17 protein-coding genes are annotated in these 14,085 nt (G+C 72.8%); 7 read left to right on the top strand and 10 right to left on the bottom strand.

Going from position 1 to position 14,085, the window contains the following annotated elements:
* Nucleotides 1–28: 28 nt before the first annotated feature.
* Entirely contained in the window at nucleotides 29–988 is a 960-nt protein-coding gene (locus ACGFYP_RS29155; RefSeq protein ID WP_393499679.1) for a tellurite resistance/C4-dicarboxylate transporter family protein, read from the bottom strand.
* A gap of 124 nt (nucleotides 989–1,112) precedes the next feature.
* A complete protein-coding gene (locus ACGFYP_RS29150; RefSeq protein ID WP_361956042.1) occupies nucleotides 1,113–2,024 on the bottom strand; it encodes a PfkB family carbohydrate kinase in 912 nt (303 codons plus the stop codon).
* A gap of 137 nt (nucleotides 2,025–2,161) precedes the next feature.
* Here ACGFYP_RS29150 and ACGFYP_RS29145 point away from each other — a divergent pair, with 137 nt between their 5' ends.
* Both ACGFYP_RS29145 and ACGFYP_RS29140 read left to right on the top strand, forming a co-directional pair.
* Nucleotides 2,162–2,782 carry a hypothetical protein gene (locus ACGFYP_RS29145; RefSeq protein WP_393499675.1) on the top strand — a complete coding sequence of 207 codons (621 nt, stop codon included), beginning with the start codon at nucleotides 2,162–2,164 and terminating at the stop codon, nucleotides 2,780–2,782.
* Between the two features lie 75 nt (nucleotides 2,783–2,857).
* Nucleotides 2,858–3,781, top strand: a complete 924-nt coding sequence (locus tag ACGFYP_RS29140; protein WP_393499672.1) for a universal stress protein — start codon at nucleotides 2,858–2,860, stop codon at nucleotides 3,779–3,781.
* A 57-nt stretch (nucleotides 3,782–3,838) separates the two neighbouring features.
* On the opposite strand, the gene xylB is transcribed toward ACGFYP_RS29140, so the two are convergent.
* On the bottom strand, nucleotides 3,839–5,326 hold the full coding sequence (gene xylB / locus ACGFYP_RS29135; RefSeq protein ID WP_393499669.1) for a xylulokinase: 1,488 nt from the start codon (nucleotides 5,324–5,326) through the stop codon (nucleotides 3,839–3,841).
* A gap of 143 nt (nucleotides 5,327–5,469) precedes the next feature.
* On the opposite strand from xylB, the gene xylA reads away from it, so the two are divergent.
* Nucleotides 5,470–6,672, top strand: coding sequence for a xylose isomerase (xylA, locus tag ACGFYP_RS29130; protein WP_393499666.1), 1,203 nt, complete (start codon nucleotides 5,470–5,472; stop codon nucleotides 6,670–6,672).
* A gap of 136 nt (nucleotides 6,673–6,808) precedes the next feature.
* The gene (locus ACGFYP_RS29125; protein ID WP_361956032.1) at nucleotides 6,809–7,021 is read left to right on the top strand and encodes a DUF4287 domain-containing protein; all 213 of its coding nucleotides are present in this window, start codon (nucleotides 6,809–6,811) and stop codon (nucleotides 7,019–7,021) included.
* A 50-nt stretch (nucleotides 7,022–7,071) separates the two neighbouring features.
* Here the strand turns inward: ACGFYP_RS29125 and ACGFYP_RS29120 are convergent, their stop codons facing one another.
* From ACGFYP_RS29120 to ACGFYP_RS29110, 3 genes are all read right to left on the bottom strand, one after another.
* Nucleotides 7,072–7,338: a hypothetical protein gene (locus ACGFYP_RS29120; protein WP_361956030.1), complete on the bottom strand. Its 267-nt coding sequence runs from the start codon at nucleotides 7,336–7,338 to the stop codon at nucleotides 7,072–7,074.
* 52 nt (nucleotides 7,339–7,390) lie between these two features.
* Nucleotides 7,391–7,900, bottom strand: a complete 510-nt coding sequence (locus tag ACGFYP_RS29115; RefSeq protein WP_393499661.1) for a DinB family protein — start codon at nucleotides 7,898–7,900, stop codon at nucleotides 7,391–7,393.
* An 82-nt stretch (nucleotides 7,901–7,982) separates the two neighbouring features.
* The gene (locus tag ACGFYP_RS29110) at nucleotides 7,983–8,267 is read right to left on the bottom strand and encodes a hypothetical protein (RefSeq protein ID WP_393499658.1); all 285 of its coding nucleotides are present in this window, start codon (nucleotides 8,265–8,267) and stop codon (nucleotides 7,983–7,985) included.
* 114 nt (nucleotides 8,268–8,381) lie between these two features.
* On the opposite strand from ACGFYP_RS29110, the gene ACGFYP_RS29105 reads away from it, so the two are divergent.
* Both ACGFYP_RS29105 and ACGFYP_RS29100 read left to right on the top strand, forming a co-directional pair.
* Entirely contained in the window at nucleotides 8,382–10,913 is a 2,532-nt protein-coding gene (locus ACGFYP_RS29105; protein WP_393499655.1) for a SpoIIE family protein phosphatase, read from the top strand.
* A gap of 120 nt (nucleotides 10,914–11,033) precedes the next feature.
* Nucleotides 11,034–11,303 carry a type B 50S ribosomal protein L31 gene (locus ACGFYP_RS29100; protein WP_393499652.1) on the top strand — a complete coding sequence of 90 codons (270 nt, stop codon included), beginning with the start codon at nucleotides 11,034–11,036 and terminating at the stop codon, nucleotides 11,301–11,303.
* A gap of 144 nt (nucleotides 11,304–11,447) precedes the next feature.
* On the opposite strand, the gene ACGFYP_RS29095 is transcribed toward ACGFYP_RS29100, so the two are convergent.
* The 3 genes from ACGFYP_RS29095 to ACGFYP_RS29085 all read right to left on the bottom strand — a co-directional run bounded on the left by ACGFYP_RS29095 (nucleotide 11,448) and on the right by ACGFYP_RS29085 (nucleotide 12,836).
* Nucleotides 11,448–11,945, bottom strand: coding sequence for a peptidylprolyl isomerase (locus tag ACGFYP_RS29095; RefSeq protein ID WP_361956022.1), 498 nt, complete (start codon nucleotides 11,943–11,945; stop codon nucleotides 11,448–11,450).
* Between the two features lie 57 nt (nucleotides 11,946–12,002).
* The gene (locus tag ACGFYP_RS29090) at nucleotides 12,003–12,221 is read right to left on the bottom strand and encodes a hypothetical protein (RefSeq protein ID WP_361956020.1); all 219 of its coding nucleotides are present in this window, start codon (nucleotides 12,219–12,221) and stop codon (nucleotides 12,003–12,005) included.
* Between the two features lie 114 nt (nucleotides 12,222–12,335).
* Nucleotides 12,336–12,836 (bottom strand): NUDIX domain-containing protein, encoded by a 501-nt coding sequence (locus ACGFYP_RS29085; protein WP_393499647.1) that lies wholly within the window; start codon nucleotides 12,834–12,836, stop codon nucleotides 12,336–12,338.
* A 126-nt stretch (nucleotides 12,837–12,962) separates the two neighbouring features.
* On the opposite strand from ACGFYP_RS29085, the gene ACGFYP_RS29080 reads away from it, so the two are divergent.
* Nucleotides 12,963–13,187, top strand: a complete 225-nt coding sequence (locus ACGFYP_RS29080) for a hypothetical protein (RefSeq protein WP_393499644.1) — start codon at nucleotides 12,963–12,965, stop codon at nucleotides 13,185–13,187.
* 9 nt (nucleotides 13,188–13,196) lie between these two features.
* On the opposite strand, the gene ACGFYP_RS29075 is transcribed toward ACGFYP_RS29080, so the two are convergent.
* On the bottom strand, nucleotides 13,197–14,081 hold the full coding sequence (locus tag ACGFYP_RS29075; RefSeq protein WP_361956016.1) for a YhjD/YihY/BrkB family envelope integrity protein: 885 nt from the start codon (nucleotides 14,079–14,081) through the stop codon (nucleotides 13,197–13,199).
* Nucleotides 14,082–14,085: the final 4 nt, after the last annotated feature.

The following is a 14,085-nucleotide window of genomic DNA, read 5'->3' as shown; positions in this document are numbered from 1 at the left end:
GACGAACGGATCGCGTGTCCCCCGGCCTTCAGGGCACCTGCGTCGGGGAGACGACCGCCCGTCCGGCAACGGCCCGGACCGTCCCGACGAAGGTCACCAGCCAGGCCGCCGTCGCGATCCACAGGAGCACCTGACCGAGGACGTCGAGCCAGCCGATGGCCGTCGCCGCCGAGGTCGACAGGCAGGCGACCGCCGTCATCCCCATCGGGAAGACGGTCGCCCAGCGCCGTACGTCGTAGCCCGGGCGGCGCCGCAGCAGCTCGGCCCCGAGCAGGACGAGGTACCAGGCGAGGTCGCCGGCCAGCAGGATCAGGGTGACGGTGCGCAAGGCCGTGTGGGCGCCCGTGCCCGCCCAGAGGCCGGTGGCGAGCAGCTTGGAACCGGCGAGCGCGGAGATGGCGAGGGCACCACCGGCAACCCATTGGTCGCCGGCGCCCTCGGCGACCTGACGGAAGTCGAACCGGAACAGGGCGGCCGCATAGAGCAGCAGACCGAGGACGAAGAAGACCAGGGCCGTCCGGGCGAGCCAGTCGCCCGCCGAGACCGCGAGCGTGGCTCCCAGGACCACGAGTCCCTGCGTGGCGACACAGATCAGGAAGACACCGCCGGGCATCCGGCGGCGCAGGTGCGTGAGCACCGCCGCGAGCAACGGAGCCCACAACACGGCGGACAGCGCCAGGAGGACGGCCGCCGCCGTGGTCCAGCCGAGGACCACGACACGCACACCGAGCACGGTCGTCGCGGCGACGGCGGTCAGCGCGGGCGGGGTGTCGGCCTCCGCGACCCAGCGGGGACGGCTGCGCAGCAGCCGGGAGGCGAAGTCGCACGCGAGCAGCAACCACACGAGAACCGCGAGGCAGAGCAGTACGCGGGACACCGTTTCACGGCCGGTCAGATGGAACCCGACGGACAGGATGCCGGTGGCCATCACGGCGGAGCCCGCGGCGGGCGGCAACTCGGCCCACCAACGGGCGACGCGCGACTTCATGCCCCCTATCGCACCGGCTGCCCGCCGACCTCGCCACTCGGACACGAGGTGGGGACATGGGGCGCCGCCCGCCCGTCCGAGCCGCCGTTCAGCCCCGAGGCATCGTTCAGCCCCGAGCCGTCGTTCAGCCCCCTGCCGTCGCCAGGAGCGCCTCGGTGGTGATGAGTGCCGTGGAGCCCGGGGCCGTACACGCGTGGGCTCCGGAGATCGCCCCCAGGCGGGCGCAGGTCAGGACGGACTCACCGGCGAGGCGACCGTAGAGGAAACCGCTGACGAACGCGTCGCCCGCGCCGTTGGTGTCCACGACCGGGGCGTGCGGGGCGACGGCCGGGACGTGCTGCGGCGTCGGCCCTCCGTCCCGGGTGAGGACGTAGGAGCCGTCGGCGCCCGCCGTCGCGACCACCGTCCGGGCTCGGCCCTCACGCAGGATCTCCCGCATCAGCGCCGTCGTACCGTCGCCCGCCCCCGCCGCGCTGAGGAAGACGAGGTCCGAGCGCAGGGCGAACTCCCGGTGGTGGTCCGCCAGCCCGTCCCAGTCGTGCAGATCCGTGGAGACGGGTACGCCGAGCTCCTCGATGTCCTCGTACAGGAAGCGGGCGAAGTTCATGATCGAGACGTGGACATGGCGCGCGCGGCGCAGCCGGGGCAGATAGTGCTCCCTGGGCATCCGCAGGTCCGCCGGGTCCCGGCTGTCGTAGAAGGACATCCGGCGTCCGGTCGCGTCGACGAGGTTCACCGCCCGCCGGGTGCCGGCGGGCGAGATCACCGGGTGGAACTCGACGTCCCCCTCGGCCATGCGCTGCCGTACGAGCGTGCCGATCCAGTCGTCGCCCACGCAGTCGAGCAGGGCGACGCGCAGGCCGAGGGCCCGTGTGCCGAGGGCCACGTTCCCGCCGGTGTGCCCGGGCCACTCCTCGATCGGTCCCACGTGGACCGAGTCGGCGAGGGGCACGGGCAGGGCGTCGACGCGGATGACCGTGTCCACTCCGCTGCCGCCGACCACCACGACGTCGTACAGGTCGTTCTGTGTACTCAACTCTGCCGCCTCTCGGGTCCCGCCGCGCCCAGTATGGTGCGCCGCTCGCGGGAGGGAGCAAGGGGCTCGTCAAAGGCTCGTACACGGGTCGTCAAAGAGGTCCGGCGGAGCGGGGCTTCGGGCCTAGCGTGCATCGCATGGAACCTCCCGAACCCTCGTCGCCCTTCGACCGCCATGTCCCGGTCGCGCACGGCGCGTACGCGGCGCACACGACGCCCGAAGAGCAGGAGCACAACGCAGCACGCGGAGGCCACACGACACGCGAGGCGCACGACGACGAGTGGGCGGGCGAGACGCGTGCGGCCGCGGGATGCGCGGCCCTGCTGCTGGCCCTGTCCCTGACCATCGACGCCGGCACCGGCTCCCTGAACACGACCCGGGCGATGCTCTGGATCGCGCTCGCCGCCCTGCTCTTCGCGATACTCGTGCCCCCGCACGTCTCCGCCTCCCCCGGCCGGCTCACGGTGCGCGGCCTGTGGACCCGGCAGTCGGTGCGCACCGACCGTCTGCGGTCCGTCCGATGGTCGAACGGCGTCTCCCAGCGCCTGGTCCTGCGGGACACCGAGGACGGTCGGGCCGAGATCGACCCGCGCGTCCTCGTCGCCAACCCCGCGCTCTGGCACCTCGTGGCGGCGGACGCGCGCATCTCCTCGGCCCGGGGCACGCTGCTCTGCGGCTCGACCGCGCTGGACCGACTCTCCCGGCGCATGGACCGGGAGACCGCGCAGACCGTCTTCAAGGTCTCCGGCCTGCAGTAGTCGACGCGGAGACCTGCACCGGCCGGCGCGGCGATCCGATACGCGGAGAACCGATATAGAGGTAATCATTCCTCTATGGACGAAAAGCCGGTTGTCGTCGGTGTGGACGGGTCGGAGCACAGCAAGCTCGCCCTGGCCTGGGCCCTGGGCGCCGCGCAGCGGCTCGACGCGCCCCTCGTCGTCGCGCACGTGCGCTCCGAGGCGCTCCAGCTGGGAACCGCCCGGATCGCCTCGCTCGGCCAGAGCCCGAACATCCCCGACACGGTCGTCAACGGCGTCGCCGCCTGGATCGAGGGGCAGGACACGCAGGTGCCGGTACGGTACGAGTCGCTCGACGGCACCGTGCCCGACGCGCTCCTCGACATGGCCCGGACGGCGCGCCTCCTGGTCACCGGCTCCCGTGGGCGCGGCGGCTTCGCGAGCCTGCTGCTCGGTTCCGTCAGCCGCTCCCTGGCGGCCTCCGCGCCGTGCCCGGTCGTCGTGGTGCCGCACGAGGAGCGGACGGTGCCGAAGGAGAGCAAGGACGAGGCGGGCCGGGTCCTCGTGGGGCTCCATCCGGAGGAGACGGCCGACGAGGTCCTCGACTTCGCGTTCCACGCGGCCCAGCAGCGTGGCGTGGCCCTGGAGGTGGTGACGGCCTACCGGCTGCCGCCGTCGCCGGTCATGCTGGTCGGACCGCCCGCGCCCGCCCTGCAGATGCCGCCCCCGCTCCCCTTGGACGAGGAGACTCCCGAGCTCGTCCGGGACACCACGCGCCTCCAGGAGGAGCGGCTCCAGCCCTTCACCGAGCGGTACCCGGACGTGCGGGTCGCCCCCACGGTCGTACCGGCGGACGCGGCGGGTCGACTGGTCGAGGGCTCCCGCAGCGCGGACCTGGTGGTCGTCGGCCGCCACCGCCGGTACCGGGTGGCGTCGCTCCTCATGGGCTCGGTCGCCCACGCCGTTCTGCACCACGCCCACTGCCCGGTCGCGGTGGTGCCTCCGCCCGCGGCTTCCTGAGGCGCCGGTCACCCACGCCCGGGAACCCTCGACCAGTCGCCACGCCCCGCTCCGGCCTCACGTCAGGAGGCCCGGGGTCGCGCGGTCGAGCACCGAGGCGATCCGGTTCCAGGTCTCCTCGTCGCGGGCGACCGGCGGGAGGATCTCGCCGTCGCCCGTGCCCCAGGCCGTGGCGAGCCCGGCCGGGTCCTCGCCGGTCGCGGCGGAGGCGGCGAGGGCGGCCGCGCCGAGGGCGACGAGTTCGGTCGCGGCGGGAACCACCAGGGGCCGGCCCGAGAGCCGTCGGATCGTCTCCCGCCAGGCGCGGCCCTGGGCTCCGCCGCCGATCAGGCGCAGCGGACGGTCCCGTACCGCCGCGTCGGAGGGGTCGAGGCCGCAGGCGGTGAGGAGGTCGTCGAGGGCGCGCAGCACGGTGAACGCGGCGCCCTCGTAGGCCGCGCCGAGGACGGCACGCGAGGTGGTGGTGTGCCGCAGGCCGGTCACGAGGCCGGTGGCGTGCGGCAGGTCGGGGGTGCGTTCGCCGTCGAGATAGGGCAGGACGACCACCCCGCCACCGGGAACGGTGTCCTCGCGGTCGAGGCCGAGCAGGCCGGCGAACCGGTCGACGGCCAGTGAGCAGTTGAGGGTGCAGCCGAGCGGCAGGTACGTGCCGTCGGCGGCGGCGAACCCCGCGAGTCCGGCGGAGGCGGGGCGGGTACGGGTGGCGGCGTAGACGGTGCCCGAGGTGCCGAGGCTGACGACGGGATGGTCGAGGAGCCCCCCGCCGCCGAGGCCCAGGCCGACGGCTGCGGCCATGTTGTCCCCCGTACCGGCGGCGACGGCGACGCCGGAGGGCAGTCCGAGCGCGCGGGCGGCTTCCGGGGTGAGCGTGCCGACGCGGGTGGCGCCGCTCGCGGCGACGACGGGCAGCAGGGCCGGGTCGAGGCCGAGGTGGCGGAGGATCTCCGGGTCGTAGGCGTGGGTCGCCGTGTCGTACCAGCAGGTGCCGGATGCGTCTCCGGGGTCGGTCGCGGCGACGCCGGAGAGGCGCTCGGTGAGGTAGTCGTGGGGCAGCCGGACGGCCGCCGTGGCGGCCGTGACGGAGGGTTCGTGGGCGCGCAGCCACTGCCAGGTGGTGGCGGTCATGGAGGCGACCGGCAGCGAGCCGGTGCGGGCGAGCCAGCGTTTGGGGCCGCCGAGGGCCGCGGTGAGTTCGACGGCCTGCGGCGCCGAACGGGTGTCGTTCCAGAGAACGGCGGGGCGCAGCGGGCGGCCTGCCGCGTCGAGGACGACGAGGCCGTGCTGCTGGCCCGCCACGGCGATGCCGGTGACGGCGCGCGGGGGCACGTCCGCGGCGGCGAGCGCCGCAGTGACCGCCTCGCACAGCGCGGACCACCACTGCTCGGGGTCGCTCTCCCGGGCTCCGTCCGCCCCCGTGACCGTGTGCGCGGCCCGCCCGACGGCGCGTACGGCGCCGGTGGCCGCGTCGACGACGGCCGCCTTGGTGGACTGTGTCGAGCTGTCCACGCCGATCACGACCGGGGGTGCGGTGCCCGTCGCCGCCATGGGTCTCACCTTTCGTCGAACCGCGTGACCACTCTGGCGCGGGATCGCCCCGTGCCGTATTAGTTATCTCAGAAAACAAATAGAGGGGCCAGGCCTTGCCGCGCCCTTCTTTCCCCCGTGGACGCGCAGAAGAGGAACAGACCATGTCGGAACGCTTCTCCCCCGCACCCCTGGCCGCCGAATCCTTCACCCCCACCCCCGACGACCGGTTCACCTTCGGCCTGTGGACCGTCGGCTGGCAGGGCCGCGACCCCTTCGGCGAGGCCACCCGCCCCGCGCTCGACCCCGTCGAGTCGGTCGAGCGGCTCGCGGCACTGGGGGCGTACGGCGTCACCTTCCACGACGACGACCTCATCCCCTTCGGTGCGTCGGAGGGCGAGCGCGAGGCCGTGGTCAAGCGCTTCCGCGCCGCCCTGGAGCGCACCGGCCTGACCGTGCCGATGGCGACGACGAACCTCTTCACCCACCCCGTCTTCAAGGACGGCGCATTCACGGCCAACGACCGTGACGTGCGGCGCTACGCCCTGCGCAAGACGATCCGGAACATCGATCTCGCCGTCGAGCTGGGCGCCACCACCTATGTCGCCTGGGGCGGCCGCGAGGGCGCCGAGTCGGGCGCGGCCAAGGACGTCCGTGTGGCCCTCGACCGGATGAAGGAGGCCTTCGACCTCCTCGGCCAGTACGTCACCGAGCAGGGCTACGCGCTGCGTTTCGCGATCGAGCCGAAGCCGAACGAGCCGCGCGGCGACATCCTGCTGCCGACGATCGGTCACGCGCTGGCCTTCATCGAGCGTCTGGAGCGGCCCGAACTGGTGGGCGTGAACCCGGAGACCGGCCACGAGCAGATGGCCGGGCTCAACTTCCCGCACGGCATCGCCCAGGCGCTCTGGGCGGGCAAGCTCTTCCACCTCGACCTCAACGGCCAGTCGGGCATCAAGTACGACCAGGACTTCCGGTTCGGCGCCGGGGATCTGCGCCAGGCGTTCTGGCTGGTGGACCTGTTGGAGACGGCGGGGTACGAGGGCCCTCGGCACTTCGACTTCAAGCCGGTCCGCACGGACGGCTTCGACGGTGTGTGGGAGTCCGCGAAGAACTGCATGCGCAACTACCTGATCCTGAAGGAGCGTGCGGCCGCCTTCCGCGCGGATCCCGAGGTCCAGGAGGCGCTGGTCGCCTCCCGCCTGCCCGAACTCGCCCTGCCCACGGCCCCCGACGGCCTCGCGGGCCTGCTCGCGGACGCCGGCGCCTTCGAGGAGTTCGACGTGACGGCGGCGGCCGAGCGGTCGATGGCCTTCGAGCGGCTGGACCAACTCGCCCTGGAGCACCTGCTCGGCGTACGCCGCTGACCACCATGCGCGACCACCCCGTCAGGTGATCCACATCACGCCGCCGTGCCGATGAGTTCACGGCCCGCCGACGGTCTGCCCTACAAGATCTACAAGATCGACGAGATCACACCGCACCCGAAGGGACATCAACGCCATGGCCGAGACCGTCAAGGGCCCCGCGAGCTACTTCCCCTCGATCGAGAAGAAGTACGGCCGCCCGATCGCCGAGTGGCAGGAGCTCATCCGGACCTCGCCGCTCACCAAGCACATGGAGCTCGTCGCCTGGCTGAAGAGCGAGCACGGCCTGGGTCACGGCCACGCCAACGCCCTCGTCGCCCACACGCTCGCCGAGTCCAAGGACCGGTGAGTGGGATGGTGACCGATGGCCCGTGACCGATGACCGCCACGGGCTGGGAGCTAGCGGGTGTCGCCCTCCCAGTCCCAGTGGAGGTCGTCGCCCTCCCGGGGCCCGTAGCGGGTGTGGCCCCCTGGGCCGTAGGCGCCTATCTCGGTGGCGAGGGCGGCGCCCTCGTCCAGCCGGCGGCGCGTCCAGCCGGTGACGTCGAGGAGTAGGCCGTCCAGGGGGCCGGCCACCAGTTCCCGGTAGTCGTGGCCGGGTCGGGGGCCGGGGTCGGGGTCGTCATGGTCGGCGCCGTACACGCGGCCTCGCATCAGCTCGTCCATACCCCGCAGCATCGCACCCGGCACTGACACTCGCCCTGTCACGGAGGTCCGTTCAGGCGCCGACGGTTCCGTCGACGCCCTCGCGCAGGAAGTCCGCGTGGCCGTTGTGGCGGCCGTACTCGAGCAGTACGTGCACCATGACCATCCGCAGCGACACCTCCTGCTCCCACCTGGGCTGATATCCGGCGAGGTCGAGGGTGGCGGCCTCACGTTCGATCCGCCGGGAGTTCTCCACCTCCGTCTCCCAGGCGGCGAAGGCCTCCGCGCGCGTCGACCGGCTCGCGTCGTACGCGGCCTGGAAGTCGACCTTGTCCGACCAGACCATCGGCGCGTCGCCGTCCTCGAAGACGCGCCGGAACCAGGCCCGCTCCACCTCCGCCATGTGCCGGACCAGGCCGAGCAGCGACAGTGTGGACGGGGGCATCGACCGCTCCCGCAGCTGTTCGTCGTCGAGCCCCTCGCACTTCATCGCGAGCGTCGTGCGGTGGTAGTCGAGAAAGGCGCGCAGGGTCTCGCGTTCACCACCGAGGTGGGGCGGCGAGAGGCGCGGGTCGCCGGTCATGGGCGTTGCTCCTCGTCAAGATCCGTCAGGGGCCCCGAACTTACCCGGGGAACCCGGACCGCCGACACGAGGCCCCGGGCGCTCACTCTCCGGGCGGCCGCCCCTCGTCCGAGCGCCCCCGCTCCGCCGCGAGGGAGGCGACCAGGACGCCGGCCAGGCCCGCCCACACCACCGCCGCGCCGCCGACGGTCGCCCAGCCCACGGCGCCGAGCACGCACGCCACCCCGAGCCCTGTGCCCAGGGCGCGCCGGTCGGTGGCGAAGGCCCAGGCGCGGCGGCCGGCGCCGGGCGTGCGCATCTCGAGCACCGCGGCGCGGCACACCAGCGCCACGGCGGCGAGCAGCGCGGTCATCACGGACGGATCCATGCGCTCTCCCTCCCCGACCATGGTCGCGCAGAGCCGCTCGGACGGCGCGGTTCGAACGACGTACAGGGGACCGCGGGTCCGCCCCGACACCCCCGCGTCACGGCCCTTCCCGAGATGCGGGGCCCCTCGGCCGGGGAGCATGCTGGCAGTGTGATCCCGCACGGCGTGGCCGGACAGCACCCGTCGGCCGAGAAAGAGGACGCGCCCGGGAGCGCGGACGCCGACGGGAGGCTCCTCGACGCGCTGCCGCTGGTCGTCGCCGAGGCCGTACTGCGGACGATCGAGGCGGTCGGCGGTTACGCGGGCTGTGTCTATCTGCGCTCCGGGACCCCGGGGCTGCTGCGCATGGCCGTGCTCGCCGGGCTCCCCGGCCCCCTGTTCCGCCCGTGGTGGCGCATGCATGTGAACCGGCCGTTCCCCGTCGCGGAGGTCCACCGATCGGGCCAGCCCGTGCACCTGGCCGACGTCGAGGAGGCCATGCGGCAGTTTCCGCAGCTCGTGGCCAGTCTGCCGTTCCCCTTCGCGTCCCTGTACGCGCCGATCGTCAGCGAGCGGGAGCGGTTCGGGGTACTCGTGGTGCTCCGCACGCCGAGCCCCGGTGTGCCCGTGAACGCCAGGGACCGGGCCCGGATGGCCCGGGAGGCCCACCGGCTCGCGGCCGCCCTGAAAGGGCTCGCGGGAGCCGGTACGTCCGTGGAATGGCCCGCCGAGCCGGTCTGCGTCCAGCTCCCGTCGGGCGGCACGAAGCCGGTGCGGATCGGCACCTTCGACTGGGACCTGGACACCGGCGAGGTCGTCGCCGACGAGGGACTGCGGGCGATCCTCGGCGACGACGACACCGTCCCCGGCACGATCGAGGCGCTGACGTCGCGCCTCGCCCCCGAGGACTCCTACGCGCTGTGGACGATGGCGCGCCGGGCGGCCGAGTCAGGTTCCCGGGTCGCGCGCCGGATCCGGCTCAAGGCCCCCGACGGCGGGCTGCACCTGCTGGAGATCTCCGCCCGGGTCGCACCGGGCGGACGCGCGGGACGGCTGACGGGCTCGCTGGTCGACCTGGGCACCGGGCTCGTCGGCTCCGACGCCGTCGACCGGCTTCCCCGGGCGATCCTGGCGATCGACCGGCTCGGCCGGGTCACCTATGTGAACCATCTGTCCGAGGCGCTCCTCGGCGTGCCGCGCGCCTCGCTCGCCGGGCAGAGCGTGTGGCAGGTGCTGCCCTGGTTCAACCAGCCCGCCTACGAGGAGCATCTGCGAGCCGTGCTGCTCTCCGACGAGCCCGTGCATTTCCTGGTCCACGCGGCCGAGCGGGAATGGCTGTCGGTCTCGCTCTACCCCGGCCATGACGGGGTGACCCTGGTGCTCGTACCGGAGGGTGATCCCGCCTACGAGCCCGCATCGGTCTCCCGGCCCGACCTGGGGCTCGGCTCCCCCGCGGACAAGGCGTCGGCGCTGTACCGGCCGGTGGCGCTCGCCATCGCGCTGACCGAGGCGATCACGGCCCGCCAGGTGTCGGCGGTGGTGACGGACGAGCTGCTTCCCGCGTTCGGCGGCCGGCAGCTGGCGATCTACCTGCTGAGCGACCGGCATCTCTACCTGGCGTGGGAGACCGGGTTCCCGCCGGGTTTCCTGGAGCCGTTCGACGGCGTGGGGCTCGATGCCCACATGCCGGGTGTCGAGGCGCTGACGACCGGCCGCCCGCTGTTCTTCGAATCGATCGACCAGATGAGCCGGGCCTATCCGGACCTCCCCCTGGACGCCCTGTCGGGGGCCCGGGCGTTCCTGCCGCTGATCGCCTCGGGCCGGCCGGTGGGCTCGTGCATCCTCGGCTTCGACCGGCCCCGCGGCTTCAGTCCGGAGGAGCGCACGGTCCTGACGGCGCTCGCCGGGCTGATCGCGCAGGCCCTGGAGCGGGCCCGCCGGTACGACAGCGAGGCCGCCCTCGCCCGCGGACTCCAGGACGCGCTGCTGCCCGCCCGACTGCCGGTCATCGACCATGTCGACACGGTGGCGCGCTATCTGCCCGGTACGCAGGGCATGGACGTGGGCGGCGACTGGTACGACGTGGTCGAGACCAAGCGGGGGCTGCTGGCCCTGGTGTGCGGCGACGTCCAGGGCCACGGTGTCGCCGCCGCGGCGACGATGGGGCAGCTGCGGAGCGCGGTACGGGCCTTCGCGCTCGGCGGCCACGCTCCGGAGGAGGTCCTGAAGGGCACGAACCGGCTGCTGATCGACCTCGACCCCGGTCAGTTCGCCAGCTGCTGCTACGTGGTGCTCGACCCGGCGACGGGCCTGGCCGAGGCCGTGCGCGCCGGGCATCCGCAGCCCCTCCTGAGGCACCCGGACGGGACCGCGGAGGTCCTGGAGCTGCCGGGCGGTCTGGTCCTGGGGATCGACGCCGACGCCACGTATCCGGTCACGAAACTGCAGCTGGATCCCGGGGCGGTCCTCGCCCTGTACACGGACGGTCTGGTGGAGCGGCCGGGGCGGGACATCGACGAGGGGGTCGAGTGGCTGCGCCGTACGTTCTCCGGCACCGGGTCGATCCCCTTGACGGAGACGGCGGACCGGCTGATCCGGGACGCCCGGCAGGCCAGTGACCGGCCGGACGACATCGCCCTGCTGCTCGCCGCCCGGTGGACGGACTGACCGCCCGGACTGACCGCCTGGACGGACTCACCGCCGTCACCCGGTCGGCCGCGTGGCGCTGGTCGGCCGGCCGGGGTCCGGGGAGGCTGGGGCCATCGAATGGCAGTCCGAGGAGGACGTGTGCAGCAGGACAAGCAGCCGGAGTACGGCCCCGTGGTCTTCCGCGACCGCTCCGCCGGGTTCGCCTTCCTGACCCGGTCGACGGCGACCAGCGAGCAGACCATCGAGTGGGACGACGGCAAGACCTATCCCGTGGTCGACGTCGAGATCTCCTCCGAGAGCCACCCGTTCTACACGGGGAAGGCGCGGACGGTGGACGCCGAGGGGCGCGTAGCGAAGTTCCAGCGCCGCTACGGGGAGGACGACGAGGAGGAGGAGTCACCCTCCTGAGACGGCCGAGACGGCACGGCGCCGTCGCCGCGGCGCGTCGCCGCGGGCCTCCCGAGCGGGCTCCTGCAGCCACGAATGGCGCGGGAAACGGCCGACCGCCCCCGTGCCGTGGCTACGGGGGCGGTCGAAGGGGGCGGGTGCTGCTCAGCCCTCGATGACGCCGGACTCGGCGACGGCGATCCGGGCGCTGGTGGCGCCGGAGCGCGAGCCGAGGCCTTCTATCTTCTTGACCAGGTCCTGGCCCTCGACGACCTCGCCGAAGACGACGTGCTTGCCGTCCAGCCAGTCGGTCACGATGGTGGTGATGAAGAACTGCGAGCCGTTGGAGTTGCGGCCCGCGTTCGCCATCGACAGCAGGAACGGCCGGTCGTGCTTCAGCTCGAAGTTCTCGTCGTCGAACTTCTCGCCGTAGATGCTCTTGCCACCGGTGCCGTTGCCCCGGGTGAAGTCACCGCCCTGGAGCATGAACTGCGGGATGACACGGTGGAAGGGGGAGCCGGCGTAGCCGAAGCCGTGCTCGCCGGTGGCGAGCTCACGGAAGTTCTTGGTGGTCCGGGGGACGACATCGTCGAACAGCTCGAAGACGATCCGCCCGGCGGGCTCGTCGTTAATCGTGATGTCGAAGTACACATTGTTGCTCATACGTACATTCTGACATTCACGCTTAAACAACGCGCGGACGGGCCGCCCCTCGGAGGATCACACAAGCCCGCCGGCGCCCGGCGTCTGGGGCAGGCTGTCGGCCACCAGAGGGGCGGCCCCGTCCAGGAGGGGCTCCACCGGGTTGTCGTTCTGCAGGAGACCGGTCGCGCCGGTCGCGCCGTGGTCGGCGGCGGAGGCGTGGGGCGGCGGGGTCACGAGGGCCGTGACGACACCGGCGGCGAGGGAGGCGATGGCGAGCATGCTGCGCTTCTTCATGCCCTGGTCAACTGTCGAGAGGCTCCGGGGTTACGGCCTACGTCCCGGCCGAACGGATTCGTGGGAGCGACGGCCACGACGTCGCCCCCTCTCGCGGCCGGTCGCTCGGCGTGTTCAGAAGTCGGTGCGGGTCTCCACGTACACCGTTGTGCCGGAGCGCCGGGCGCGGTCGATCTCGGCGAGCCGGGCGAAGTTCCTCGGTGCCATCTCCCGCTCCCACTCGGCCATGGTCCGCACGCGGAACTCGCTGTGCTCCTCCGGGTCGAGGACGACGCCCGCGATCTGCTCGTCGGTGAGGACACCGCCGTCGAAGATGAAGCCGATGTGGTTGGCCGGCCAGTCGTCGCCCCGGTCGGTGACGAAGTGGGTGCCGAGGAGCCTCGGCGCACCCTCGAAGACGATTCCGGTCTCCTCGTGGCACTCGCGGACGGCCGTCTGCCAGGGGGTCTCCCCCGGGTCCATGTTGCCGCCGGGCCACTGCCAGAGCTCGGTGGAGTAGGTGGCGCGCAGCTGGAAGGGCCGTCCGTCGGTGTCGGTGAAGTACAGGCAGGCGTACGCCGTCGCCCTCGGCAGCGTCGCGATGTACTCGGCGGGCGGCAGCCAGGTGTTCGCCATGGGTCAGCTCTCTTTCGACGGACCGGGTGGAACCCCCATCCAATCGCTCCCGCGGCCCCGCCCCGGTCCGCGACGATCATGTCCACCCGGTCGTGTGATCACGGGGTCACCAGGCCCGTCACGAGTGTGGTGGTGCTGCTCCTGCTGCCCTCGGTCTTCTCCGACCAACGGCACCGGTCGGCCGTGGTCGGCCACACGCTCCCCTGCCGCGCCTGGCTGCGGCTGGTGCAGGTCGGACCGTACGAGGTCCCCTTCCCCTGGTCGCTCGGCTGGGCGTGGTTCGTGTACGGGGCGTGGGCGCTGGTCGCCGCCGTCGTCACGGTGACGGCCGTGCACCGACAGGACCGGTGACCTGGGGGCTCAGGGGAGGTCGTCGCCCGGGAGTTCGGCCGGCAGTCGGTCGATGTGGCGCCGGACGAGGTGCTCGTGGATGAGGCGGCCGACGAGGGCGGCGCCGTAGACCACGAAGCCGACGCCGACGAGCCAGGACTGCAGGACGAGGACCGTGCCGAAGGGGCCGTAGGTGACCGCGTTGGAGGCGATCAGCGGGGAGAAGACGAACTGGGAGAAGACCCGCAGTCCGAACAGCCCCAGGGCCGTGCACAGCGCCCCTGGGGCGAGCGCGCGCCAGCGGATCCGCCCGCAGAGGAGGAAGCGCTGCGACCACCAGAAGAAGAGGAAGGCGCCGAAGACGTCGCTGACGGCGACCAGGAAGGTGACGGCCGTGGAGGACTCGGCGGGGACGGGGGCGGTGACGAAGAGGAGGAGGGCTGCGACGAGGACCGCGAGCCAGACGACGTGGCGCCACATGGTGTGCCAGCGGGCGGTGGGCAGGTCCCAGACGCGTTCGTAACCGGTCTGGACGGCCGATCCGAAGGTGACGCCGAACGCGGCGAGGGCGGCGAGGCCGAAGGCGGTGGTGCGCTGCAGGGCCTCCCCCGGCTTGCCGAAGAGCATCTCGACCTCCTCCTGCGACACCTCGGAGACGCCGAGCCCCTGGATGAGCCAGCGGGCGAAGCCCTGGCCGCTGGCGAGGTCGGCGGCGGCGACGACGATGAGCAGCGGGACGAGGGTGAGGAGGCTGAGCGCCGCGAAGCCCATCGCGCGGTGCATGAGCTCCACCTCGCGGCCCCGGTTCCAGGCGAGCCCCACGACCGACGTGAGGACGGACCGGTGGAGCCGTTGGAACCAGTCGCCGTGCTCTGCGGGGGCACCGTCGTGGGGCGCACCGGAAGTGGGGGGCATGCCA

It is taken from the genome of Streptomyces sp. NPDC048370, assembly GCF_043200825.1.
Taxonomy (GTDB): Bacteria; Actinomycetota; Actinomycetes; order Streptomycetales; family Streptomycetaceae; genus Streptomyces.
The sequence above is the reverse complement of the archived record's forward strand: the minus strand, read 5'-3'. Positions and strand labels throughout refer to the sequence as shown.

Coding starts and splice junctions, on each gene's coding strand:
- xylB (WP_393499669.1), bottom strand. CDS start 5,326: ATGGCGGCGACGGGCACCGCACCCCCGGTCGTGATCGGCGTGGACAGC.
- ACGFYP_RS29095 (WP_361956022.1), bottom strand. CDS start 11,945: ATGAGCAACAATGTGTACTTCGACATCACGATTAACGACGAGCCCGCC.
- ACGFYP_RS29155 (WP_393499679.1), bottom strand. CDS start 988: ATGAAGTCGCGCGTCGCCCGTTGGTGGGCCGAGTTGCCGCCCGCCGCG.
- ACGFYP_RS29125 (WP_361956032.1), top strand. CDS start 6,809: ATGGCCGAGACCGTCAAGGGCCCCGCGAGCTACTTCCCCTCGATCGAG.
- ACGFYP_RS29085 (WP_393499647.1), bottom strand. CDS start 12,836: ATGGCGAACACCTGGCTGCCGCCCGCCGAGTACATCGCGACGCTGCCG.
- ACGFYP_RS29120 (WP_361956030.1), bottom strand. CDS start 7,338: ATGGACGAGCTGATGCGAGGCCGCGTGTACGGCGCCGACCATGACGAC.
- xylA (WP_393499666.1), top strand. CDS start 5,470: ATGTCGGAACGCTTCTCCCCCGCACCCCTGGCCGCCGAATCCTTCACC.
- ACGFYP_RS29090 (WP_361956020.1), bottom strand. CDS start 12,221: ATGAAGAAGCGCAGCATGCTCGCCATCGCCTCCCTCGCCGCCGGTGTC.
- ACGFYP_RS29115 (WP_393499661.1), bottom strand. CDS start 7,900: ATGACCGGCGACCCGCGCCTCTCGCCGCCCCACCTCGGTGGTGAACGC.
- ACGFYP_RS29140 (WP_393499672.1), top strand. CDS start 2,858: ATGGACGAAAAGCCGGTTGTCGTCGGTGTGGACGGGTCGGAGCACAGC.
- ACGFYP_RS29145 (WP_393499675.1), top strand. CDS start 2,162: ATGGAACCTCCCGAACCCTCGTCGCCCTTCGACCGCCATGTCCCGGTC.
- ACGFYP_RS29075 (WP_361956016.1), bottom strand. CDS start 14,081: ATGCCCCCCACTTCCGGTGCGCCCCACGACGGTGCCCCCGCAGAGCAC.
- ACGFYP_RS29105 (WP_393499655.1), top strand. CDS start 8,382: ATGCGGGGCCCCTCGGCCGGGGAGCATGCTGGCAGTGTGATCCCGCAC.
- ACGFYP_RS29110 (WP_393499658.1), bottom strand. CDS start 8,267: ATGGATCCGTCCGTGATGACCGCGCTGCTCGCCGCCGTGGCGCTGGTG.